This is a genomic window from Candidatus Berkelbacteria bacterium, assembly GCA_016432625.1.
Taxonomy (GTDB): domain Bacteria; phylum Patescibacteriota; class UBA1384; order 2-12-FULL-50-11; family 2-12-FULL-50-11.
In genome coordinates, this window is the sequence record CP066697.1 from 358,331 (window position 1) to 374,328 (window position 15,998).

General features: G+C 46.9%; 24 protein-coding genes. 22 read left to right on the forward strand and 2 right to left on the reverse strand.

Annotation, left to right across the window (positions count from 1 at the left end; translation table 11 throughout):
* Positions 1-4 precede the first annotated feature (4 nt).
* The 22 genes from rpsE (at position 5) to HY845_02230 (ending at position 14,760) form a co-directional block, all read left to right on the forward strand.
* Entirely contained in the window at positions 5-520 is a 516-nt protein-coding gene (gene rpsE, locus HY845_02125) for a 30S ribosomal protein S5 (protein ID QQG52109.1), read from the forward strand.
* Positions 517-936, forward strand: coding sequence for a 50S ribosomal protein L15 (gene rplO, locus HY845_02130; GenBank protein ID QQG52110.1), 420 nt, complete (start codon positions 517-519; stop codon positions 934-936). The genes rpsE and rplO overlap by 4 nt, the downstream gene beginning before the upstream one ends.
* 76 nt (positions 937-1,012) lie before the next feature.
* The gene (secY, locus tag HY845_02135) at positions 1,013-2,293 is read left to right on the forward strand and encodes a preprotein translocase subunit SecY (protein ID QQG52111.1); all 1,281 of its coding nucleotides are present in this window, start codon (positions 1,013-1,015) and stop codon (positions 2,291-2,293) included.
* A gap of 24 nt (positions 2,294-2,317) precedes the next feature.
* Entirely contained in the window at positions 2,318-3,004 is a 687-nt protein-coding gene (locus tag HY845_02140) for a LysM peptidoglycan-binding domain-containing protein (GenBank protein ID QQG52112.1), read from the forward strand.
* Entirely contained in the window at positions 3,001-3,597 is a 597-nt protein-coding gene (locus HY845_02145; protein QQG52113.1) for a nucleoside monophosphate kinase, read from the forward strand. Before HY845_02140 ends, HY845_02145 begins: the two co-directional genes overlap by 4 nt.
* Positions 3,587-4,342, forward strand: a complete 756-nt coding sequence (gene map, locus HY845_02150; GenBank protein QQG52114.1) for a type I methionyl aminopeptidase — start codon at positions 3,587-3,589, stop codon at positions 4,340-4,342. The genes HY845_02145 and map overlap by 11 nt, the downstream gene beginning before the upstream one ends.
* 71 nt (positions 4,343-4,413) lie before the next feature.
* Complete coding sequence (gene infA, locus HY845_02155) at positions 4,414-4,632, forward strand: translation initiation factor IF-1 (GenBank protein ID QQG52115.1); 219 nt, start codon at positions 4,414-4,416, stop codon at positions 4,630-4,632.
* A gap of 67 nt (positions 4,633-4,699) precedes the next feature.
* Positions 4,700-4,813: a 50S ribosomal protein L36 gene (gene rpmJ, locus HY845_02160; protein QQG52116.1), complete on the forward strand. Its 114-nt coding sequence runs from the start codon at positions 4,700-4,702 to the stop codon at positions 4,811-4,813.
* Positions 4,814-4,816: 3 nt separating this feature from the next.
* Complete coding sequence (gene rpsM, locus HY845_02165) at positions 4,817-5,203, forward strand: 30S ribosomal protein S13 (GenBank protein ID QQG52117.1); 387 nt, start codon at positions 4,817-4,819, stop codon at positions 5,201-5,203.
* Between the two features lie 2 nt (positions 5,204-5,205).
* On the forward strand, positions 5,206-5,607 hold the full coding sequence (gene rpsK / locus HY845_02170) for a 30S ribosomal protein S11 (protein QQG52118.1): 402 nt from the start codon (positions 5,206-5,208) through the stop codon (positions 5,605-5,607).
* Positions 5,608-5,611: 4 nt separating this feature from the next.
* Positions 5,612-6,103 (forward strand): 30S ribosomal protein S4, encoded by a 492-nt coding sequence (rpsD, locus tag HY845_02175; protein QQG52119.1) that lies wholly within the window; start codon positions 5,612-5,614, stop codon positions 6,101-6,103.
* Between the two features lie 167 nt (positions 6,104-6,270).
* Positions 6,271-7,071, forward strand: coding sequence for a DNA-directed RNA polymerase subunit alpha (locus HY845_02180; GenBank protein QQG52120.1), 801 nt, complete (start codon positions 6,271-6,273; stop codon positions 7,069-7,071).
* A gap of 2 nt (positions 7,072-7,073) precedes the next feature.
* Positions 7,074-7,496, forward strand: coding sequence for a L17 family ribosomal protein (locus tag HY845_02185; protein QQG52121.1), 423 nt, complete (start codon positions 7,074-7,076; stop codon positions 7,494-7,496).
* Positions 7,493-7,867 carry a 50S ribosomal protein L13 gene (gene rplM / locus HY845_02190; protein QQG52122.1) on the forward strand — a complete coding sequence of 125 codons (375 nt, stop codon included), beginning with the start codon at positions 7,493-7,495 and terminating at the stop codon, positions 7,865-7,867. Before HY845_02185 ends, rplM begins: the two co-directional genes overlap by 4 nt.
* Positions 7,860-8,237, forward strand: coding sequence for a 30S ribosomal protein S9 (gene rpsI, locus HY845_02195; GenBank protein QQG52123.1), 378 nt, complete (start codon positions 7,860-7,862; stop codon positions 8,235-8,237). The genes rplM and rpsI overlap by 8 nt, the downstream gene beginning before the upstream one ends.
* Positions 8,238-8,312: 75 nt before the next feature.
* Positions 8,313-8,630 carry a ribosome-binding factor A gene (locus tag HY845_02200; protein ID QQG52124.1) on the forward strand — a complete coding sequence of 106 codons (318 nt, stop codon included), beginning with the start codon at positions 8,313-8,315 and terminating at the stop codon, positions 8,628-8,630.
* Positions 8,627-9,007, forward strand: coding sequence for a hypothetical protein (locus HY845_02205; protein ID QQG52125.1), 381 nt, complete (start codon positions 8,627-8,629; stop codon positions 9,005-9,007). Before HY845_02200 ends, HY845_02205 begins: the two co-directional genes overlap by 4 nt.
* Positions 9,004-9,684, forward strand: coding sequence for a phenylalanine--tRNA ligase subunit alpha (gene pheS, locus HY845_02210; GenBank protein QQG52126.1), 681 nt, complete (start codon positions 9,004-9,006; stop codon positions 9,682-9,684). Before HY845_02205 ends, pheS begins: the two co-directional genes overlap by 4 nt.
* Positions 9,684-11,537: a phenylalanine--tRNA ligase subunit beta gene (locus tag HY845_02215; protein ID QQG52127.1), complete on the forward strand. Its 1,854-nt coding sequence runs from the start codon at positions 9,684-9,686 to the stop codon at positions 11,535-11,537. The genes pheS and HY845_02215 overlap by 1 nt, the downstream gene beginning before the upstream one ends.
* Positions 11,534-12,922 carry an aspartate--tRNA ligase gene (locus tag HY845_02220; GenBank protein QQG52128.1) on the forward strand — a complete coding sequence of 463 codons (1,389 nt, stop codon included), beginning with the start codon at positions 11,534-11,536 and terminating at the stop codon, positions 12,920-12,922. The genes HY845_02215 and HY845_02220 overlap by 4 nt, the downstream gene beginning before the upstream one ends.
* Positions 12,912-13,910 (forward strand): D-alanyl-D-alanine carboxypeptidase, encoded by a 999-nt coding sequence (locus HY845_02225; GenBank protein QQG52129.1) that lies wholly within the window; start codon positions 12,912-12,914, stop codon positions 13,908-13,910. Before HY845_02220 ends, HY845_02225 begins: the two co-directional genes overlap by 11 nt.
* A 166-nt stretch (positions 13,911-14,076) precedes the next feature.
* A complete protein-coding gene (locus tag HY845_02230) occupies positions 14,077-14,760 on the forward strand; it encodes a hypothetical protein (GenBank protein QQG52130.1) in 684 nt (227 codons plus the stop codon).
* A gap of 81 nt (positions 14,761-14,841) precedes the next feature.
* Here HY845_02230 and rnc read toward each other — a convergent pair whose 3' ends face one another.
* Together rnc and nusB are read right to left on the reverse strand one after the other, a co-directional pair.
* The gene (rnc, locus tag HY845_02235; GenBank protein QQG52131.1) at positions 14,842-15,555 is read right to left on the reverse strand and encodes a ribonuclease III; all 714 of its coding nucleotides are present in this window, start codon (positions 15,553-15,555) and stop codon (positions 14,842-14,844) included.
* On the reverse strand, positions 15,527-15,994 hold the full coding sequence (gene nusB, locus HY845_02240) for a transcription antitermination factor NusB (GenBank protein ID QQG52132.1): 468 nt from the start codon (positions 15,992-15,994) through the stop codon (positions 15,527-15,529). Before nusB ends, rnc begins: the two co-directional genes overlap by 29 nt.
* Between the last annotated feature and the right edge of the window lie 4 nt (positions 15,995-15,998).

A 15,998-nucleotide genomic window follows, 5' to 3' on the forward strand; every position in this document is an offset into this window, starting at 1 on the left:
GATCATGACACGAGACGAAACCAAAGAAATTCTGGAAGAAACCACTGTCAGCGCTCCCGAGCCGTCGTTTGACCATAAAGTAATTGCTATTGATCGCATATCGCGCACTGTTGCTGGTGGTCGCCGTATTCGCTTCCGAGCGATGGTGGTTGTTGGCAACCTTAGCGGCAAAGTAGGTGTTGCTACTGCCAAGGCCAATGACGTTCAGGGCGCTATCGCCAAAGCAACTAACGCTGCCATGAAAACGGTGATTGTTGTTCCGTTAACTAACGACACAATCCCACATCAGGTCAGTTACACATTCGGAACGACTGCGGTATTACTCAAACCAGCTCCGAAGGGGCACTCCATTATTGCCGGCGGCGCGGTTCGACCTGTTTTGGAATTGGCCGGTGTTAAAAATATCGTTAGTAAGGCTCTTGGTAGCAGCAACACCTTAAATAGCGCCATGGCCACGTATCATGCACTGAAAATTCTTAAAGCCCGCAATACGTTCGTCACACAAAGAGGAAAATCATGAGCCTAACTGAACTCTTTAAAGGCGAGCATCACAAAAAGGCTAAACGGGTTGGACGTGGCATTTCCGCTGGCGGCGGTAAAACTGCTGGTCGTGGTACGAAAGGACAGAAATCTCGTACTGGTTCTAACTCCAAAATAAGCCCGTGGTTTGAAGGTGGTCAAACGCCGCTATGGCGAAAAATGCCAAAAGTCAGAGGTTTTCGCCACAAGGTCAAACGGCCGTACGTCTTAACTACCGACCTGGTAAACCGTTTCTATAAAGAAGGGGAAGTTGTTTCCCCGGCGACGATTGTTGAGAAGAATATCGCTCGCAAAACCGAACTTACAAGCGGCGTTAAGCTTATCAAGGGTCAAGACCTGAAGGTTACCGTCACGTTTGATTCAATTAAAGTTTCAAAGTCCCTACAAAAATCATGATTCAGTTTCAGGGTGGGGGCGCCTGGGACGAACAGCTTGAGGAGCTTGGTGCGGATATGATACGACTTAGCTAACAATGTGGGAAACAATTCTTCAGGTTTTTAAGAGCCGGGATCTACGCAACAAAATCTTCTTCACGCTCTTTATACTTGCTTTAGTCAGAGTTATCGCTCATATTCCGCTTCCCCAGATCGATCGTGAGCAACTGTCACAATTCCTTGGTCAATCTGAGAACCAAATATTTGGTGTACTTAGCTTGTTTACCGGGGGTGCGTTGTCGCAGCTTTCGATCGACCTACTAGGCGTTGGGCCGTATATTACCGGCTCGATCATCGTTCAGCTTCTAACTAAGGCCATACCTGCCTGGGACGCGATGAGCAAAGAGGGCGGTTCTGAGCGGGAAAAGCTGAACCAATACAGTCGTTATTTGACCGTTCCGCTAGCTGTAGTACAAGGCTACGGCATGATCGCCCTGCTGAAGAGCCAGAACGTGCTTACCAATATCGGTGGACAAGAGATGTTTCTAATTCTGCTTGCCTTAACTGTTACCAGTGTCTTCGTGATGTGGTTAGGCGAATTAATCTCGGAGAAGGGGATAGGGAACGGCATTTCGTTAATTATTGCCCTTGGGATCGTTGCTGGCTTGCCGCAACAGCTTGTGAATACCGCCAATACTTTTGAGTCGGGCGCTGTCATAAGCGTGCTTATTTTCGCCGCCATCGCTCTACTTACCATCGCGGTTATTATCTTCATCAATGAAGCCGAACGGAAAATTCCGGTTACCTACGCCAAGCGTTCAGCCGGTCCGATCGGCGGTTTAGGTTCGCCGGTGGATAGCTACTTGCCGCTTCGAGTCAACACGGCTGGCGTCGTACCGATTATTTTTGCTTTAAGTTTTCTAACCTTCCCCGCTGTCGCTGCCCGATTCTTAAGTACGGCCAAATCGGAGTCTTTGGTCGATTTTTCGAATAAAGTTACCGCATTTGTTGGTAACGACACGTACTACGCGATTATGTACGCTGTGCTGGTTTTTGTTTTCACCTTTTTCTACACGTATATCATTATCGAGCCTAAACAACTGGCAGAAAATTTGCAGAAACAGAGTGGATTTATTCCAGGAGTTAGGCCCGGAACAGAAACCGCACAGTTCCTGAAATATACGATTAGTCGAATTACAGTCATTGGCGCTATTTTCTTAGCAGTGATTGCTGTGCTGCCGACTATACTGCAAGGCACGCTAAATATGCCGTCGCTGGTGATTGGCGGCACTAGCGTCTTAATCGTGGTTTCAGTTGTGATCGACACCAGTCGTCAGTTAGCCGGCCAAATCTCGCTAAGACGTTACGACACTGTTTAAAAGCCTCATGATACAATCCGATTGATGAGCGCCTCACCCTTAACCCTTTTCGTGGTTCTTATTGTGTTCGGTTTCTTGAGCGGTTCAACGTTATATTTCTACAATAAGAGTGGCTCGAGTAAAAGTAAGAATAGCGCCGAACCTACTTTCCAAGCCGATTCTCTCCCACAAGAACAGTCGAGCGGTCCGGACAAAATTGACGGTTTAACCGCTCCGGCTGAACCAAAAGGCCGGCTAAGCTACCCGTCAAACGTTTATAAAGTTCAGCCGAAAGAATCACTATTTGCGATTGGTGAGAAGATGGGCGTTTCGTGGCTCATTGTTAAAGCTGCAAACGGTTTAAAGGATGAGAACTTAATACAGGCTGATTATCCGCTCGCGATACCTAAATTGAGTCGCGAGACCGACTACTACCGGGTCAATTTCACGTTGAACGAAGAGAAGGCTTCCGAGCTTAATAGAGAGCTCCGTGACAAGGATTCGAGCGAGTGGTACGACCCAGTTGCAGTTGTGAAGAAGAACGCTGTGCCGTATTTTAATATTGACGAAAATGATCAAATGAAACTTATGGAGGCAGATTACTCGCGTGGCACGGCCTTAGTTGAAGCTAAGGGCGAGGGGAAACTCAACTATATCGGCCTAGTTCAACCTAAAACTAAAGGACAAAAAGGCCTGTGGGTGCTGCTCTATGTGGAAAGCAGGAGCGAATGAAATATTTGGTTATTGTCAGCGGTCCGCAAGGCTCAGGCAAAACTACCCAGGCTGAGATGGTGGCGAAAAAATTCGACATGGCCTTATTTGAGGCTGGGAAGCAACTGCGTGCGTATGTCGCCGCCAAAAAGCCGGGATCGGATGATATTGAGTCTGCCATGGAAAAAGGAGTACTTGTACCGCACCACTACTTGAACAGGCTCTTCGTTAACTTTACCGAAGAAAATAGCGCTCGGGCCGGACTTGTTTCTGATGGCTTCCCTCGTTCATTGGAACAATGGGGTACTGTCCAGGAAGTGATTGAGTCGTCGGGCATGAAGGTTATTGGAGTTTTCGTCAATCTTCGTCAGGAAACGGCGTTGGAGCGTATAAGAAAACGAACCGAAACCCTAAACGGGCAGGTCGTGCACCGCGCCGATGATACGGAGGAGGCATTAAAACAACGATTTGCCACCTACCACGCCGAAACAATACCGGTGCTTGAGTTCATACGAGAGCATCACCGACTGCTTGAAGTTGACGGCTCAGGTTCTGTCGAGCAAGTAAGTGAGGATATAATAGAACAACTCGAGCCGTTACTTAATGGATCCTAAGAAATTAGCTAAACAGCAACAAGCCGGCCTCGTCGCGTACGATTTTTTTGAAGAGCTAAATAGCTTTATCAAACCTGGACGAAATCTACTTGAAATTGAGGTTCTGGCAAACAAACGGATTAAAGAGGCGGGTTTCAAGCCCGCTTTCTTGGGCTACAAAGGCTACCCAGCGACAACCTGCCTATCGGTTAATTCAGCCATCGTTCATGGGATTCCGTATGACTACGAACTTGATGATGGTGATGTTGTAGCGGTTGATATCGGTATCAACAACGATGGCATGCTAGTCGATACGGCACGTACATACGGCGTCGGTAAGATCACTACCACCAACCAACGGCTTATCGACACTACGCGAATTGCGCTCGAGGAAGCGGTTAAACTATGCCGACCAGGTCATACTACAGGTGATATCGGCGCGTGCGTACAAGGAATTGTCGAGAAAGCGGGATTCGCTGTGATCGAAGAGCTGACCGGGCACGGCGTCGGCACCACGCTTCAAGAGGCGCCCACCGTACCCAACTACGGTCGTCCAGGACAGGGAGTAGCGCTCCAGGCCGGTATGGTAATTGCCGTCGAGCCTATCACAGCTATTCGCGACGTGAAGGTAGTTATTCTTGCCGACGGTTGGACTGTTGCCGCGAAAGAGGACGTGGTTACGGCTCATTTTGAGCATACCATTCTAATTACAGAGGATGAGCCCGTAGTTCTCAGCGCCCCCGTTGAAAAAACGAGCAAGAAATGACATACTATCAACAGATGTCCAACAACGAAATGTCCCGGATTGTTTTTCCGAGTCCGCGATTGTGCTCCTGAATGGAAAAAGAAGGTGTCATTGCCGTTGACGGACAGGTAGACGAAGCGCTACCAAATACCCAATTCCGCATTACGTTGGATAACGGTCAGGGTGTTTTAGGTTACGTTTCAGGAAAAATTAGAAAACACCGTATCAAAATCCTACCTGGAGACAGGGTAACGGTCGAACTCAGTCCTTACGATCTTACTAAGGGCAGAATTACGCGCCGTCTAACCTAGAACCAGGGCTGACAAATAGGGATATTTAAGGTAAAATCTTATTTAGGAAGCTCACTTATACTAATTAATGAAAGTTCATGCAGGTACAAAAAAACGTTGCTCAAAGTGTAAAACCGTCCGTCGACGGGGCGTACTTTATGTTATCTGCCAGAATCCACGTCATAAGCAGCGTCAAGGTTAAAATATGCCACGAATTGCCGGTGTGAATATTCCAGATAACAAACGAGTCGAGATTGGCTTAGGGTATGTCTACGGCGTCGGTCCCTCAAACGGCAAAACTATTCTCGAAAAAGCTGGCATCAAGGCCAATCCGAAGTTTTCTGAGCTCAACGAGACCGAGATTGATAAGATTCGTACCATTGTTGAAAAAGAATACACAGTTGAGGGCGATTTACGTCAGGTCGTGAGCCAAAATGTCAGGAGATTAAAAGATATTAACAGCTATCGCGGCGTTCGCCATCGACGTAATTTACCGGTACACGGACAGCGTACCAAAACAAACGCTCGTACGAAACGCGGCAAACGGGTTACTGTTGGTAGCGGAAAGCGTAAAGCCGCAGACAAGACTTAAAAATGGCAACTAAAACCCAGAAATCAGCTCCAAAATCCCGTAAACCTGTTGAAAAAGTCGAAGAAATTCGTCTCTCAATTCACGCTTCATTTAATAACACAATTATTACCGCCAGTTCTTTTCGTACGGGTCGAGTTCTTGGTTGGGCTTCATCAGGAGGTTCGGGCTTCAAAGGGACAAAAAAAGGCACGCCGTATGCCGCTGGCATCGCGATGAAGAACCTACTTGATAAAATCGCCCCCTACGAGCCGCAATTAGCTCACGTCTTCGTCTCCGGCGCCGGAAATGGCCGCGACGCTGCCCTGCGAGCGATCGTTGGCACTGGTCTAAAGACCGTTGAGATCAAAGACGTCACCCCGTTACCACATAACGGTTGCCGTCCTAAGAAAGCCCGAAGGGTTTAATCAGATGCCAATTCAAAAGCCACAATCCCGACAGAAGAAAATAAGCGAGTACGGCTCGCAGTTACAAGAGAAACAGCGTCTCCGTAACAATTACGGTCTACGAGAGAAACAGTTTCGCCGCTACTTCGAAACAGCCACAAAACAGCACGGTCAAACTGGCCGAGCATTGCTTGAATCATTGGAGCGTCGTATTGATAACGTCCTTTTCCGGGCTGGGTTTGCCCTCAGCAGAGCTCACGCTCGTCAACTTGTTGGACACCGCCACTTCAGACTAAACGGTGTACGCGTTGATATTCCTTCTATTTCCGTTAAAGCAGGTGATGTAATTGAGCCGCACGACAAGGGGTTGGTTCAGCTTAGGCCTGAAACTGTCGAACTTGACTGGTTGGACGTCGACAAAAAGGCGCTAAAAATTACCGTAAAATCCCTGCCGACAGAAACTGAGCTACCGATTGAGTTTGATACGCAGAAGGTAATTGAGTTTTACTCCAGGTAAGATGGAACGTTTCAAACTCACTTCTCAAGCTCAAGCTATCGCAGTTGAGTTTGATACCCAAAAAGTCATTGAGTTCTACTCACGATAATAGCAATGCCATATCTTGATAGCACTCAAAGTAACTGGTACAATTTACAAGAAATATTGAATTTGGAGGTACTATAAAAATGTCTTACCAACTACCTGAAGTTTCATTAATGCAGGTCAAAGTCCAGGACACCAGCGGCGACACTGGTACTTTTGTCGTCGAACCACTTCTGCCAGGTTTTGGTTTGACTGTCGGTAACGCCTTGCGTCGCGTTTTGCTGTCATCTCTACCTGGTGCCGCGATCACATCTATCCGCATTGACGGCGTTAATCACGAATTTACGACCATCAAAGGCGTACGCCAAGACGTTGTCGATTTAATTCTTAACCTCAAACAAGTCCGTCTACGTGTCGAGTCAGATGAGCCGCAGGTCATAATTCTTGACGCTAAGGGCGAGAAGAAGACCAAAGCTGGTGATTTTAAATGTCCAACAGGTGTGGAAATTATTAACAAAGACCTACCGATTGCGGAACTAATTTCCGGTGGCAAGCTCTTACTCGAAGCAACCGTTGAGAAGGGCCGCGGTTACGTCCCAACCGAGATGCGCAAAGAAGAGAAGCTGCCAATTGGTGTTATCGCCATCGACTCTGCTTTCTCACCAGTCAAAAGGGTTAACTTCAACACTGAGAACACCCGTGTTGGTAAGATGACTAACTTTGACAGACTAATTATCGAGATTGAGACAGACGGTTCTATTACGCCACATCAGGCGCTGGAACAGTCTTCAGCAATTCTCGTTGACCACTTTTCCGTCCTCTCTGGCGGTGAGTCACAAGCTGAGACCGAGGTCTCTGAAGAAGAAGTTTCTGAGGCTGAGATAACCGAAGAGCCAAAAGCCAAAAAGGCAGTTGCCAAGAAACTTGCTAAAAAGGTTAAGTAACAATGTACCGGGTAGTTCGTGCCTTATCTGATTTTCAGCAGACCGAGCTACGGAGCCAGCTAACGTCATTGGTACTTTACGAAGCTGTCACAACCACAAGCGCTAAGGCGCGCAATTTAGTGCCGTTCTCAAATCGATTTTTTAACACCATTCGCAATAAAGATCTGGGAGCAAAAAAAGTGGCACACTCAACCCTACTTGATAAGAAAGCAATCGCTAAGGTTTTTGAAGAGATATTGCCTCGCTATAAAGACAGCGAAACAACGTTTGTGCGTAGTTTAAAAGTTGCTAACCGTAAGGGTGATAATGCGCCGCAGACGATGGTCGCGCTCATAGCTCCACTAAAAGTTGAGTCACCAAAAGCCGTCGAAGCTAAAGAGGCTGCGAAACCAAAGGCAGCTAAACCTAGTAAGAAGACATCATGACCGTATCTAAACCCCTAACCCACACTATTGATGCTGAAGGAAAGATATTGGGCCGTCTCGCTACCGAGATCGCTGTACTTCTACGCGGTAAAAATAAAATCGGTTTCACTTTCAATGAAGATCACGGCGATAAGGTTATTGTAAAAAACGCCAGTAAGATAGTTCTGACCGGTAATAAGACCGAGCAGAAAAAATATTACCGACATTCGCAGTACCCGGGAGCGTTACGTGAAATTTCTTACAAAGAGATGAAGGAAACTCACCCTGAACGAATAATTGAACATGCTGTAAAAAATATGTTGCCAAACAACCGTTTACGTACGCGCTGGATGAAGCGCCTAGTAATCGAACAAGGAGAAACTAATGCCTAAAACTGACGACCTTTTTACTGGAGTAGGCCGAAGAAAATCTGCAGTTGCTCAAACCAGAATTCATTCTGGTCGCGGAACTTTAACCGTCAATGGCAAGGAAAAGCCTTGGCCACGTAAAGTAACTCAAATTTTTGAACTCGTAGGACGTATTGGCGAGCTCGACGCCGAAGTTATTGTTCGCGGCGGGGGAATTACTGGCCAGAAAGATGCGATTGCTCTAGGTATTGCCAGAGCCTTAGTCGAATTAAACCCAGACTTCCGCTCAACTCTTCGCAAAGCTGGCTATTTAACTCGTGATGCTCGTATTACTGAGCGTAAGAAACCTGGTTTGAAAAAAGCTCGACGCGCCCCACAGTGGGCAAAGCGTTAATAAAAAACCGGCAGATGTGCCGGTTTTTTGGTTGCTTGAATGTTTAGTAGTATCAGGAGAAAATAAGCTCAAGCCATGGCCAAAAACAAGTTAGAGCAAGTCAATCAATCCTATAAAAAAGCGCTTGGCGCAGTCCTACTTAGGGAGTTTCCGGATATAGTTGAGCTCTCAGTCAGTTATGTCTTGATTGACCCATCTTATCAACACGGACGCGTTTGGCTTAAAACTACTCCAGAAATTTTAACCAAAGTCGAGAACAAGCGTCACGAGATCCAGACAGCTATGAAAAGATACGTCAAAACCCGCTACACGCCCAAATTAGCTTTTCTAATTGAAACCGGGGAAGTAGAGAAAATCGACGAGCTATTTAGCAAGCTGGATAACAAACAATGAAAACGAAGGTGTTACTGTTCTTAATATTCGCTGTGACAATTTTTGCTCTAGGAACAGTGGTTACCGTTTTATTTAACACGGCGCCAACAAGTGCTGATGTGATCGCGCTATTCTACTTAGCGTTACTAGTCGCGGTTTTCGGTATTATTTTCTTTGCCACATACAGCTTTCACTACCTTAAACTACAAGCTATCCCGAGCTGGCAGAGTACTATTGGCGCGATGCGTCTTGGTCTTGTAGGCGGCCTGTTGATAATCGCCTTGTTGGCGATTCGTAGCGTTGATTACTTAAACACCGCCACGTTCATCGTTCTGTTTTTGCTCGCCATCGCAACAGAGCTAATCCTACGTAAGCGGACAGTCCTAAAATTAAAATGACTGGGCACCTTCATCCACTTACCACTACTGCCGAGCTCGTCGTTGGGTACTTCAAGCCGCTTGGTTTCGAGATCGTTTTAGGGCCGGAAGCTGAGAGTGAAGAGTATAACTTCGACAAGCTGCGCGTGTTTGCCGATCACCCGGCTCGGGATGAGCACGACACTTTTTACTTACTGGATGGACGAGTGCTAAGAACTCATACCTCAAATATGCAGCTGCGGGCGATGGAAAGCCGAAAGCCCCCAGTTCGTTTGCTTTCTATAGGCCGTTGTTATCGCAACGAGGCGACTGATTCAGGTCATAACACAACATTCCACCAAGTAGAGGCGCTGGTCATAGGTGAGGATATTACCTTCCAGCACCTAATCGGTACTTTGAAGGAGATGATGAAGCACTTGATCGGTGAGTCGCTGGAATTTCGCATCCGCCCTGGCTATTTCCCATTTGTTGAGCCGGGTATCGAATTAGATTTTCGAAAAAAGGGTGGCCAGTGGCAAGAAATACTTGGCGCAGGGATGGTTCACCCAGAAGTGCTCGGAAACATGAAGATTGACCCGAAGAAATACACCGGCTTTGCCTTTGGGATGGGCCTAGAGCGGCTTTTGGGCGTCATGACTGGTATTGATGACGTCAGATTGCCACTATCAGGCGATTATCGTCTGCTAACCCAATTCTAATGCTTATTAAGCGTTCTCACCTAAAGAAGTTCTTACCTAGCCTGTCGTGGTCAGACGAAGAGCTGGCGGATAAGCTCTCCAGTATTGGCCATGAGGCCGAAGTAGTTCGTGACGATACGCTTGAGGTAAAGATCTTCCCCAATCGTGGCGACACCTTGTCGTTATACGGACTATCGCGTGATTTGTCGGCTCATTTTACTGAGTTAGGCGAGCTAGCGGAGCCGGAAATCGCTCCGCTTCCGAAACCAGCGGATTTCATAAAATTAAATATCACCGACAAAGCTAAGGCTTTTATTACTGCCGATGAATTACTTAAAATCGACAATTATCAGCACACCGAAAGCCCTCCTGAAATTAAAGCATATCTAGCCACTCTGGGGCTGCAGCCAAAAGACCTGTTGATCGATATCACAAATGCCTTAACCTACGAACTTGGCTTGCCGCTACATGTTTTCGACTACGGTAAGATCAGCAGCGGCTTGGAGGTAGACTTGTCTCGCTCGGGGGAAGAAGTAATGCTTCTCGACGGTAAGAACTATAAATTACCGAAAGACCTGCTGATACAGCGCCACAACAATGAAGTAGTTGATCTCATGGGTGTGATGGGCGGCAAAAACTCTGCCGTCAGCGAAAAAACAACTAATGTGGTTTTTCAAGCGACAACTTTTGGCGGAGCAATTATTCGACGCAATAGCCGTGAAGCAAAAGTACACACCGAAGCTTCATATCGCAACCAACGCGGCGTCGACCCTAAACTTGCCAGCGTCTCGTTATCGCGAGTGGCGTATTTGCTTACAAAGTACGTTCCAAGAGTGAAAATAAGTGGCTACCAGCCCTATAAAGCAGTGGCTGTCCGCACAATTATTGAGGTATTGCCCGAACAAATAAGCCGAGTACTCGGCGTTAGTGTAAGCCAAAAGAATTTAGAAAACTTAAACCGTCTTGGCTTTTCTTATGACAAGCCTGAATTAACCGTACCGAGCTGGCGACAAGACGTGACGATAGTGGCCGATGTAGCTGAAGAGGTAGCGAAAATGATCGGTTTGAACGAGCTGGGTGATAAACCTCTCACTAACCAGGCTCCAGCCAAGAGTGGTGAGTACGAAAACGTCCTTGATATCAAACGTCTGCTGGCGAAATATGGCTTGAGCGAAACAATGTCCTATTCGTTTACTTCCGAAGGATCACTAAAACTCCAGAATCCTCGAAATAAGGCGCAAACGGCAATGCGACCCACCCTAAAATACGGCCTACTACAAACCCTGGCGCGCAATCCTTACTTAAGTAAATCGATGCTTTATGAATGCGGACACGTCTTTAAACCTGAGGAAGAAAATTATCTAGGTATAATTACGAGCGGCTACAAAGACTCTGCAGTTCAGGAGTTGAATCAAAAATTATCAAGCGTGTTAGGCACGGAATTACGATTTGAAGAAGTGTCGCAAACAGACCGTGATGAATGCGACGTCAAACAGTCACGGGTCTATTTTGCTGAACTGCCAATTCCTACGGTTAACGGTACGACAGACGAAGTACTACCAATCGAGAAATTGCCGAAGTACCGGCCGATCAGTAAGTTTCCTCCTGCCGTGCGCGACGTAACGTTAGTGATGGACTCTTCTATTCAGCCCTCCACAATAGTCAAAAAGCTTGGTGGAGAGGGAAAAGTTTTTGTCGTCGAGCACATTGATACATACACTTCTGATGAAAAATTAGGTAGCGACAAGGCTGCTCTAACTTTTCGACTTATTTTCCAGAGCCTAGAAAGAACACTCACCGACGAGGAGGCTAATAAAATCCAGGAGGAGATCTTCCATAACCTGGAGACTACTGTAAAATTTGAGATAAGATGACAAACCACTCACGGGTACTAAGTAATGAAGTTAACCAGCAGGTAGACAAGAAGGTCCTTCTTCGTGGTTGGGCGCAAACTATTCGTCTTCACTCTAAGGTTGCGTTTATAGACTTGCGTGACAGAAAGGGCATTACGCAACTCGTCATAACTGACGCCTTGTTGAACGATGTGCAGAACCTGACTCCCGAGTCGGTTATAAGTGTTGAAGGTGTGGTTACTAAACGTCCTCAAAATTTAGTAAACCCGAATATTATTAGTGGCACCGTTGAGGTACAAGTTGATAAATTAACTGTTGAGGCAGTCGCTAAACCATTACCGCTACCCTTGAACGATCGCGAAGTTGGAGAGGACGTGCGATTAAAATATCGCTATTTGGACTTACGCAGCACCAAAATGGCCGAAAACCTGCGCACCAGGCACAGAATGAATCAGTTCATCCGTGATTTCTTCACTAATAAGGACTTTATTGAGGTGGAGACCCCATACATTTCCAAATCAACGCCTGAAGGCGCACGAGACTATTTAGTGCCGAGCCGCATTATGCCAGGCAACTTCTACGCTTTGCCGCAATCTCCACAACAGTACAAGCAACTCCTGATGGTAGCCGGCGCTGAACGTTATTTTCAGATCGTTCGCTGCTTTCGCGATGAAGATGCCCGAGCCGATCGCCAACCAGAATTTAGCCAGCTTGATGTTGAACTAAGTTTTAGTTCACAGGAAGAGATTCTAGAGCTACTGGAAGACGCCTATAAAGATTTGGTCAAAACACTTTTCCCGGAGAAATCTTTAACTTTTGCTGCATTCCCGCGCTTGAAATACGCCGAAGTTATGAAGCAATACGGTACCGACCGACCAGACTTGCGTAAAGATAAAAACAACCCTGATGAGCTGGCTTTTGCGTTTATTGTCGACTTTCCAATGTTTGAGTACAAAGAGGGCGACAAGCGATGGGGAGCTGTTCACCATCCGTTTACCGCGCCAGCAGCGGAGTGGGAGGATAAATTCGAGAAAGACCCGAAGAACGCCTTCGCCGAGCAGTATGACCTTGTCCTAAATGGTAGCGAGGTTGCAGGTGGCAGTATTAGAATTCACAAACCTGAGGTACTTCAAAGAGTGTTTGAGTTTCTAGGACACAGTAAAGATGAGATAACCGCTAAATTTGGCCATTTGATCGAAGCATTTCAGTATGGCGTGCCGCCGCATGGTGGCTTTGCGTCGGGCCTAGATCGGCTTTACGCAATATTGCTGAAAGAAGACTCAATTCGTGACGTTATCGCCTTTGCTAAAGCGGGCGACGGTCGTGATTTGATGATGAATGCCCCGAGCCCGATCGATGAGTCACAGCTAAAGGAGTTGGGGCTTAAGAGAGCTGATGCTAAATAGTTACGTCAAAACACCTACACGTCACCGACCACGCATTCTCTCATTAGTGACGTTGCTCGTAATACTTTTTCTTCTTCGCTCAGGGAGTACCGCTCCAATCGCTTCTGCGAGTGGCTCGACTGAGACGGCGAGCTTAGCAAGCTTAGATAGTGTCGAGGAATACCTTGCCGTAAAGGATAAGGCCCCCGCAGCACCGATCTACGCCAAATCTTACATCTTGATGGATGGCGAAACTGGGGACATACTGGTAAATCGTAACGGTGATCTTTCAATTCCTATTGCCTCAACAACCAAAATGATTACCGCTCTTACGGCCGTTGAGAACTTAAAACTAGACGATGTGACAACAACTACCGCCTTCCCGACAAGAATAGAGGGCTCGAAGGTTAATTTACTTACCGACGAGAAGATAACTGTTCTAAACCTCCTCAAGGCGCTGCTTATAAATTCAGGAAACGACTCTGCGTTTGCAATCGCAGAAGCATATTCAGGCAAAACAGGCGACTACCAGACATTTGTTAAAAAAATGAACGAATTCGTGGCGAAAAACGGCCTCAAGAATACCGTCCTGTCAGATCCAGCTGGCCTAGATGATGAAAAAGGCCGCTCCACGCCGCGTGAACTGGCGCATATCGCCAGGATTTTGCTTAAGAACGAGGCACTTTCGAAGATAGTCAGCACACCGCAGGAAGTGGTTACCTCAGTTAATGGACAGCAGCGTCATGAATTAAAAAATACCAACCGTCTTATTCAATCAGACACCCCGTACTACATGCCGAATGCTTTAGGGGTGAAAACCGGCTTCACGCATGAAGCAGGGCATAGCCTAGTTGCCGCCTACCGATTGGGCGATCGGTTACTCATCGGTGTAGTCATGAATACAGCAGAATACACCAACACTGCCTCGGCGGCAGAAATGAAAAAGCTTTTTCTTTGGGCTGAGCAGAATTTAGCAAAGAAAAAGTATCTTGAGCTCGCTGTACCTTAACTAATATATGCTCTACTCTTGACAAAGATGGGTATAGGTATATTAATTACTGGATATTCGTCACAGTGCACAAATTGCACTTCAACGAGTCCGGTGGCTCTCTTGGGAATGAAATGACCAGAGACACGCGTTTGGAAGTGATCACAAATAATAAGAAAGGAGTCGAATGAGTGTGATCGATACATGGGGAACTGAAGTCAGAGATGTTCTCCAAAATACATGGGACCGCATTGTTGATTTTGCACCCAACATTGTAGGCGCCGTCATTATTGCTTTAATAGGTGCAATTGTGGGAATGATTTTGGGTTATGTAGTAACCCGGATTTTACAAGCCGTTCGTTTGCAATCGTTGGCCGATCAGAGCCGTTTTACCGAAGTTTTGCGACGTGCAAAGCTACGTACTGACGTCTCAGAGTTTACCGGTGCGTTTGTCAAATGGGTGGTAATCTTGGCCTTTTTGATTCCGGCAGCAGCCGTACTTAAGGTCGAGGGAGCGCGCGAGTTCTTTGAAGGCATCTTGCTCTATGTGCCTAAAGTCCTCGGCGTTGCTGTCTTCGTAGTCTTGGGTGCTTTGCTAACAGATGTTCTCGCAAAGCTCGCCCGAGTTTCTGTTGACAGCCTTGGTTTGACGTTAGGTAAAGTAGTTGACGCCTTAGTGCGTTGGTCACTTTACATCTTCATCGCGATAACAGCGATGTTTGCCCTAGGTGTTGCTCGTGAGTTCATCGTGATTATGTTCACTGGACTTATCGCCGCCCTGGCAATCGGTTTCGGTTTGTCATTTGGCTTAGGCGCTCAATCCCACATGAACGACCTGGTCAAACGAATTCGTGACGACCTACGCCGTTAAGAAAGTAAGCTAAGAATAAAGGAAGAGCGTCGGCAAAGGCCGGCGCCTTTCTTTTATTACCTACTTAGTTGGAGCTCGAGGCTAACTACGTTTGTTTTTCGGCCAAGTCGTCAGGGCGATAGATGCAGCGTCTTGCTCGGCACGCTGCTTTGAGGTTCCAGTGCCTTTAGCAATTAAACGGCCCGAAGCATGGACGCCGACAACAAACTGCTTCTGGTGATCCGGACCTTCCTCTGACAACACACGGTACTCTGGCGTAGCGCCAAGATCATCCTGACACACCTCCTGTAGGCGTGATTTTGGGTCGATGTAGAGCTTTTTCTCTATAATCTCAGGTAAAAGGGCGATCAAGTACTTATGAATGAACTTAGAAGAGGCCTCGTATCCCAGATCAAGGTAAATCGCGCCGATTAGAGCTTCGAAAGTATTAGCTAGAATTAGACTTCGGGAGCGGCCGCCGGATTTTTCCTCACCTTTACTAAGGTAGAGCTGCTGGCCTAGCTCAATATCAGACGCAACTTTTGCCAGAACTTCGCCTTTGACTATCGAACTGCGCCAATTTGTCAGCTCACCCTCGGGGTTGTCGTAAGTTTTATAGAGATACTCAGTAACGACTAGCTCAAGAACTGCGTCCCCCAAGAACTCTAAGCGCTCGTTGTGCTCGCGAATGTCTTCGGGTGATTCATTTAAATACGACCGGTGTACGAAAACCGTTCGCAGTAAGTTGGGATCGTTAAATTTTAGTTGATGCCTAGCCTGAAAGTCTTCAAGCTGCTTCAGCTGGATCTGGTTCATCAGTTTTTCCCTCTTCTTCCTCAGGCACAAAGCGGTCACTGTTGCGGTATAAGGTGCCCAGGACGCCGTTTATGAATTTAGATGAGTTCTCACCGCCAAAAGTCTTGGCAAGCTCGACAGCTTCGTTGATAGCGACCTTAGGCGGGATCTCGTCGCTCTTAAGTAGCTCATAGCCAGCAATGCGTAAAATACTCTTATCAATAATCGAGATCTGATCAAGCGGCCATTCTGGAGCAGCTTCCGTAACAAGCTTGTCAATTTCTTCAACCGCGGCGGCTGTGCCCTCGACAGTTTTCTTGAGATATTCCATATCGACGTCTTTCTCCACGGGCTGAACAACACGTTGGGCAATTTCCCAGGCAGGTTTTTCTGGATGGAAATCCCACTCATACACCGACTGCATTGCAATGGTGCGTGAAAGATGTCTATTTACCGACATAAAA

Bases quoted from the DNA above. Each gene is read 5' to 3' on its own strand.
- HY845_02140 (QQG52112.1), top strand. From the start codon at position 2,318: ATGAGCGCCTCACCCTTAACCCTTTTCGTGGTTCTTATTGTGTTCGGT.
- HY845_02145 (QQG52113.1), top strand. From the start codon at position 3,001: ATGAAATATTTGGTTATTGTCAGCGGTCCGCAAGGCTCAGGCAAAACT.
- HY845_02230 (QQG52130.1), top strand. From the start codon at position 14,077: ATGAGTGTGATCGATACATGGGGAACTGAAGTCAGAGATGTTCTCCAA.
- infA (QQG52115.1), top strand. From the start codon at position 4,414: ATGGAAAAAGAAGGTGTCATTGCCGTTGACGGACAGGTAGACGAAGCG.
- rpsE (QQG52109.1), top strand. From the start codon at position 5: ATGACACGAGACGAAACCAAAGAAATTCTGGAAGAAACCACTGTCAGC.
- rplM (QQG52122.1), top strand. From the start codon at position 7,493: ATGACCGTATCTAAACCCCTAACCCACACTATTGATGCTGAAGGAAAG.
- HY845_02185 (QQG52121.1), top strand. From the start codon at position 7,074: ATGTACCGGGTAGTTCGTGCCTTATCTGATTTTCAGCAGACCGAGCTA.
- map (QQG52114.1), top strand. From the start codon at position 3,587: ATGGATCCTAAGAAATTAGCTAAACAGCAACAAGCCGGCCTCGTCGCG.
- secY (QQG52111.1), top strand. From the start codon at position 1,013: ATGTGGGAAACAATTCTTCAGGTTTTTAAGAGCCGGGATCTACGCAAC.
- rpsI (QQG52123.1), top strand. From the start codon at position 7,860: ATGCCTAAAACTGACGACCTTTTTACTGGAGTAGGCCGAAGAAAATCT.
- HY845_02205 (QQG52125.1), top strand. From the start codon at position 8,627: ATGAAAACGAAGGTGTTACTGTTCTTAATATTCGCTGTGACAATTTTT.
- HY845_02215 (QQG52127.1), top strand. From the start codon at position 9,684: ATGCTTATTAAGCGTTCTCACCTAAAGAAGTTCTTACCTAGCCTGTCG.
- HY845_02225 (QQG52129.1), top strand. From the start codon at position 12,912: ATGCTAAATAGTTACGTCAAAACACCTACACGTCACCGACCACGCATT.
- rnc (QQG52131.1), bottom strand. From the start codon at position 15,555: ATGAACCAGATCCAGCTGAAGCAGCTTGAAGACTTTCAGGCTAGGCAT.
- HY845_02180 (QQG52120.1), top strand. From the start codon at position 6,271: ATGTCTTACCAACTACCTGAAGTTTCATTAATGCAGGTCAAAGTCCAG.
- HY845_02200 (QQG52124.1), top strand. From the start codon at position 8,313: ATGGCCAAAAACAAGTTAGAGCAAGTCAATCAATCCTATAAAAAAGCG.
- rpsK (QQG52118.1), top strand. From the start codon at position 5,206: ATGGCAACTAAAACCCAGAAATCAGCTCCAAAATCCCGTAAACCTGTT.
- rpmJ (QQG52116.1), top strand. From the start codon at position 4,700: ATGAAAGTTCATGCAGGTACAAAAAAACGTTGCTCAAAGTGTAAAACC.
- rplO (QQG52110.1), top strand. From the start codon at position 517: ATGAGCCTAACTGAACTCTTTAAAGGCGAGCATCACAAAAAGGCTAAA.
- HY845_02220 (QQG52128.1), top strand. From the start codon at position 11,534: ATGACAAACCACTCACGGGTACTAAGTAATGAAGTTAACCAGCAGGTA.
- rpsM (QQG52117.1), top strand. From the start codon at position 4,817: ATGCCACGAATTGCCGGTGTGAATATTCCAGATAACAAACGAGTCGAG.
- nusB (QQG52132.1), bottom strand. From the start codon at position 15,994: ATGTCGGTAAATAGACATCTTTCACGCACCATTGCAATGCAGTCGGTG.
- rpsD (QQG52119.1), top strand. From the start codon at position 5,612: ATGCCAATTCAAAAGCCACAATCCCGACAGAAGAAAATAAGCGAGTAC.
- pheS (QQG52126.1), top strand. From the start codon at position 9,004: ATGACTGGGCACCTTCATCCACTTACCACTACTGCCGAGCTCGTCGTT.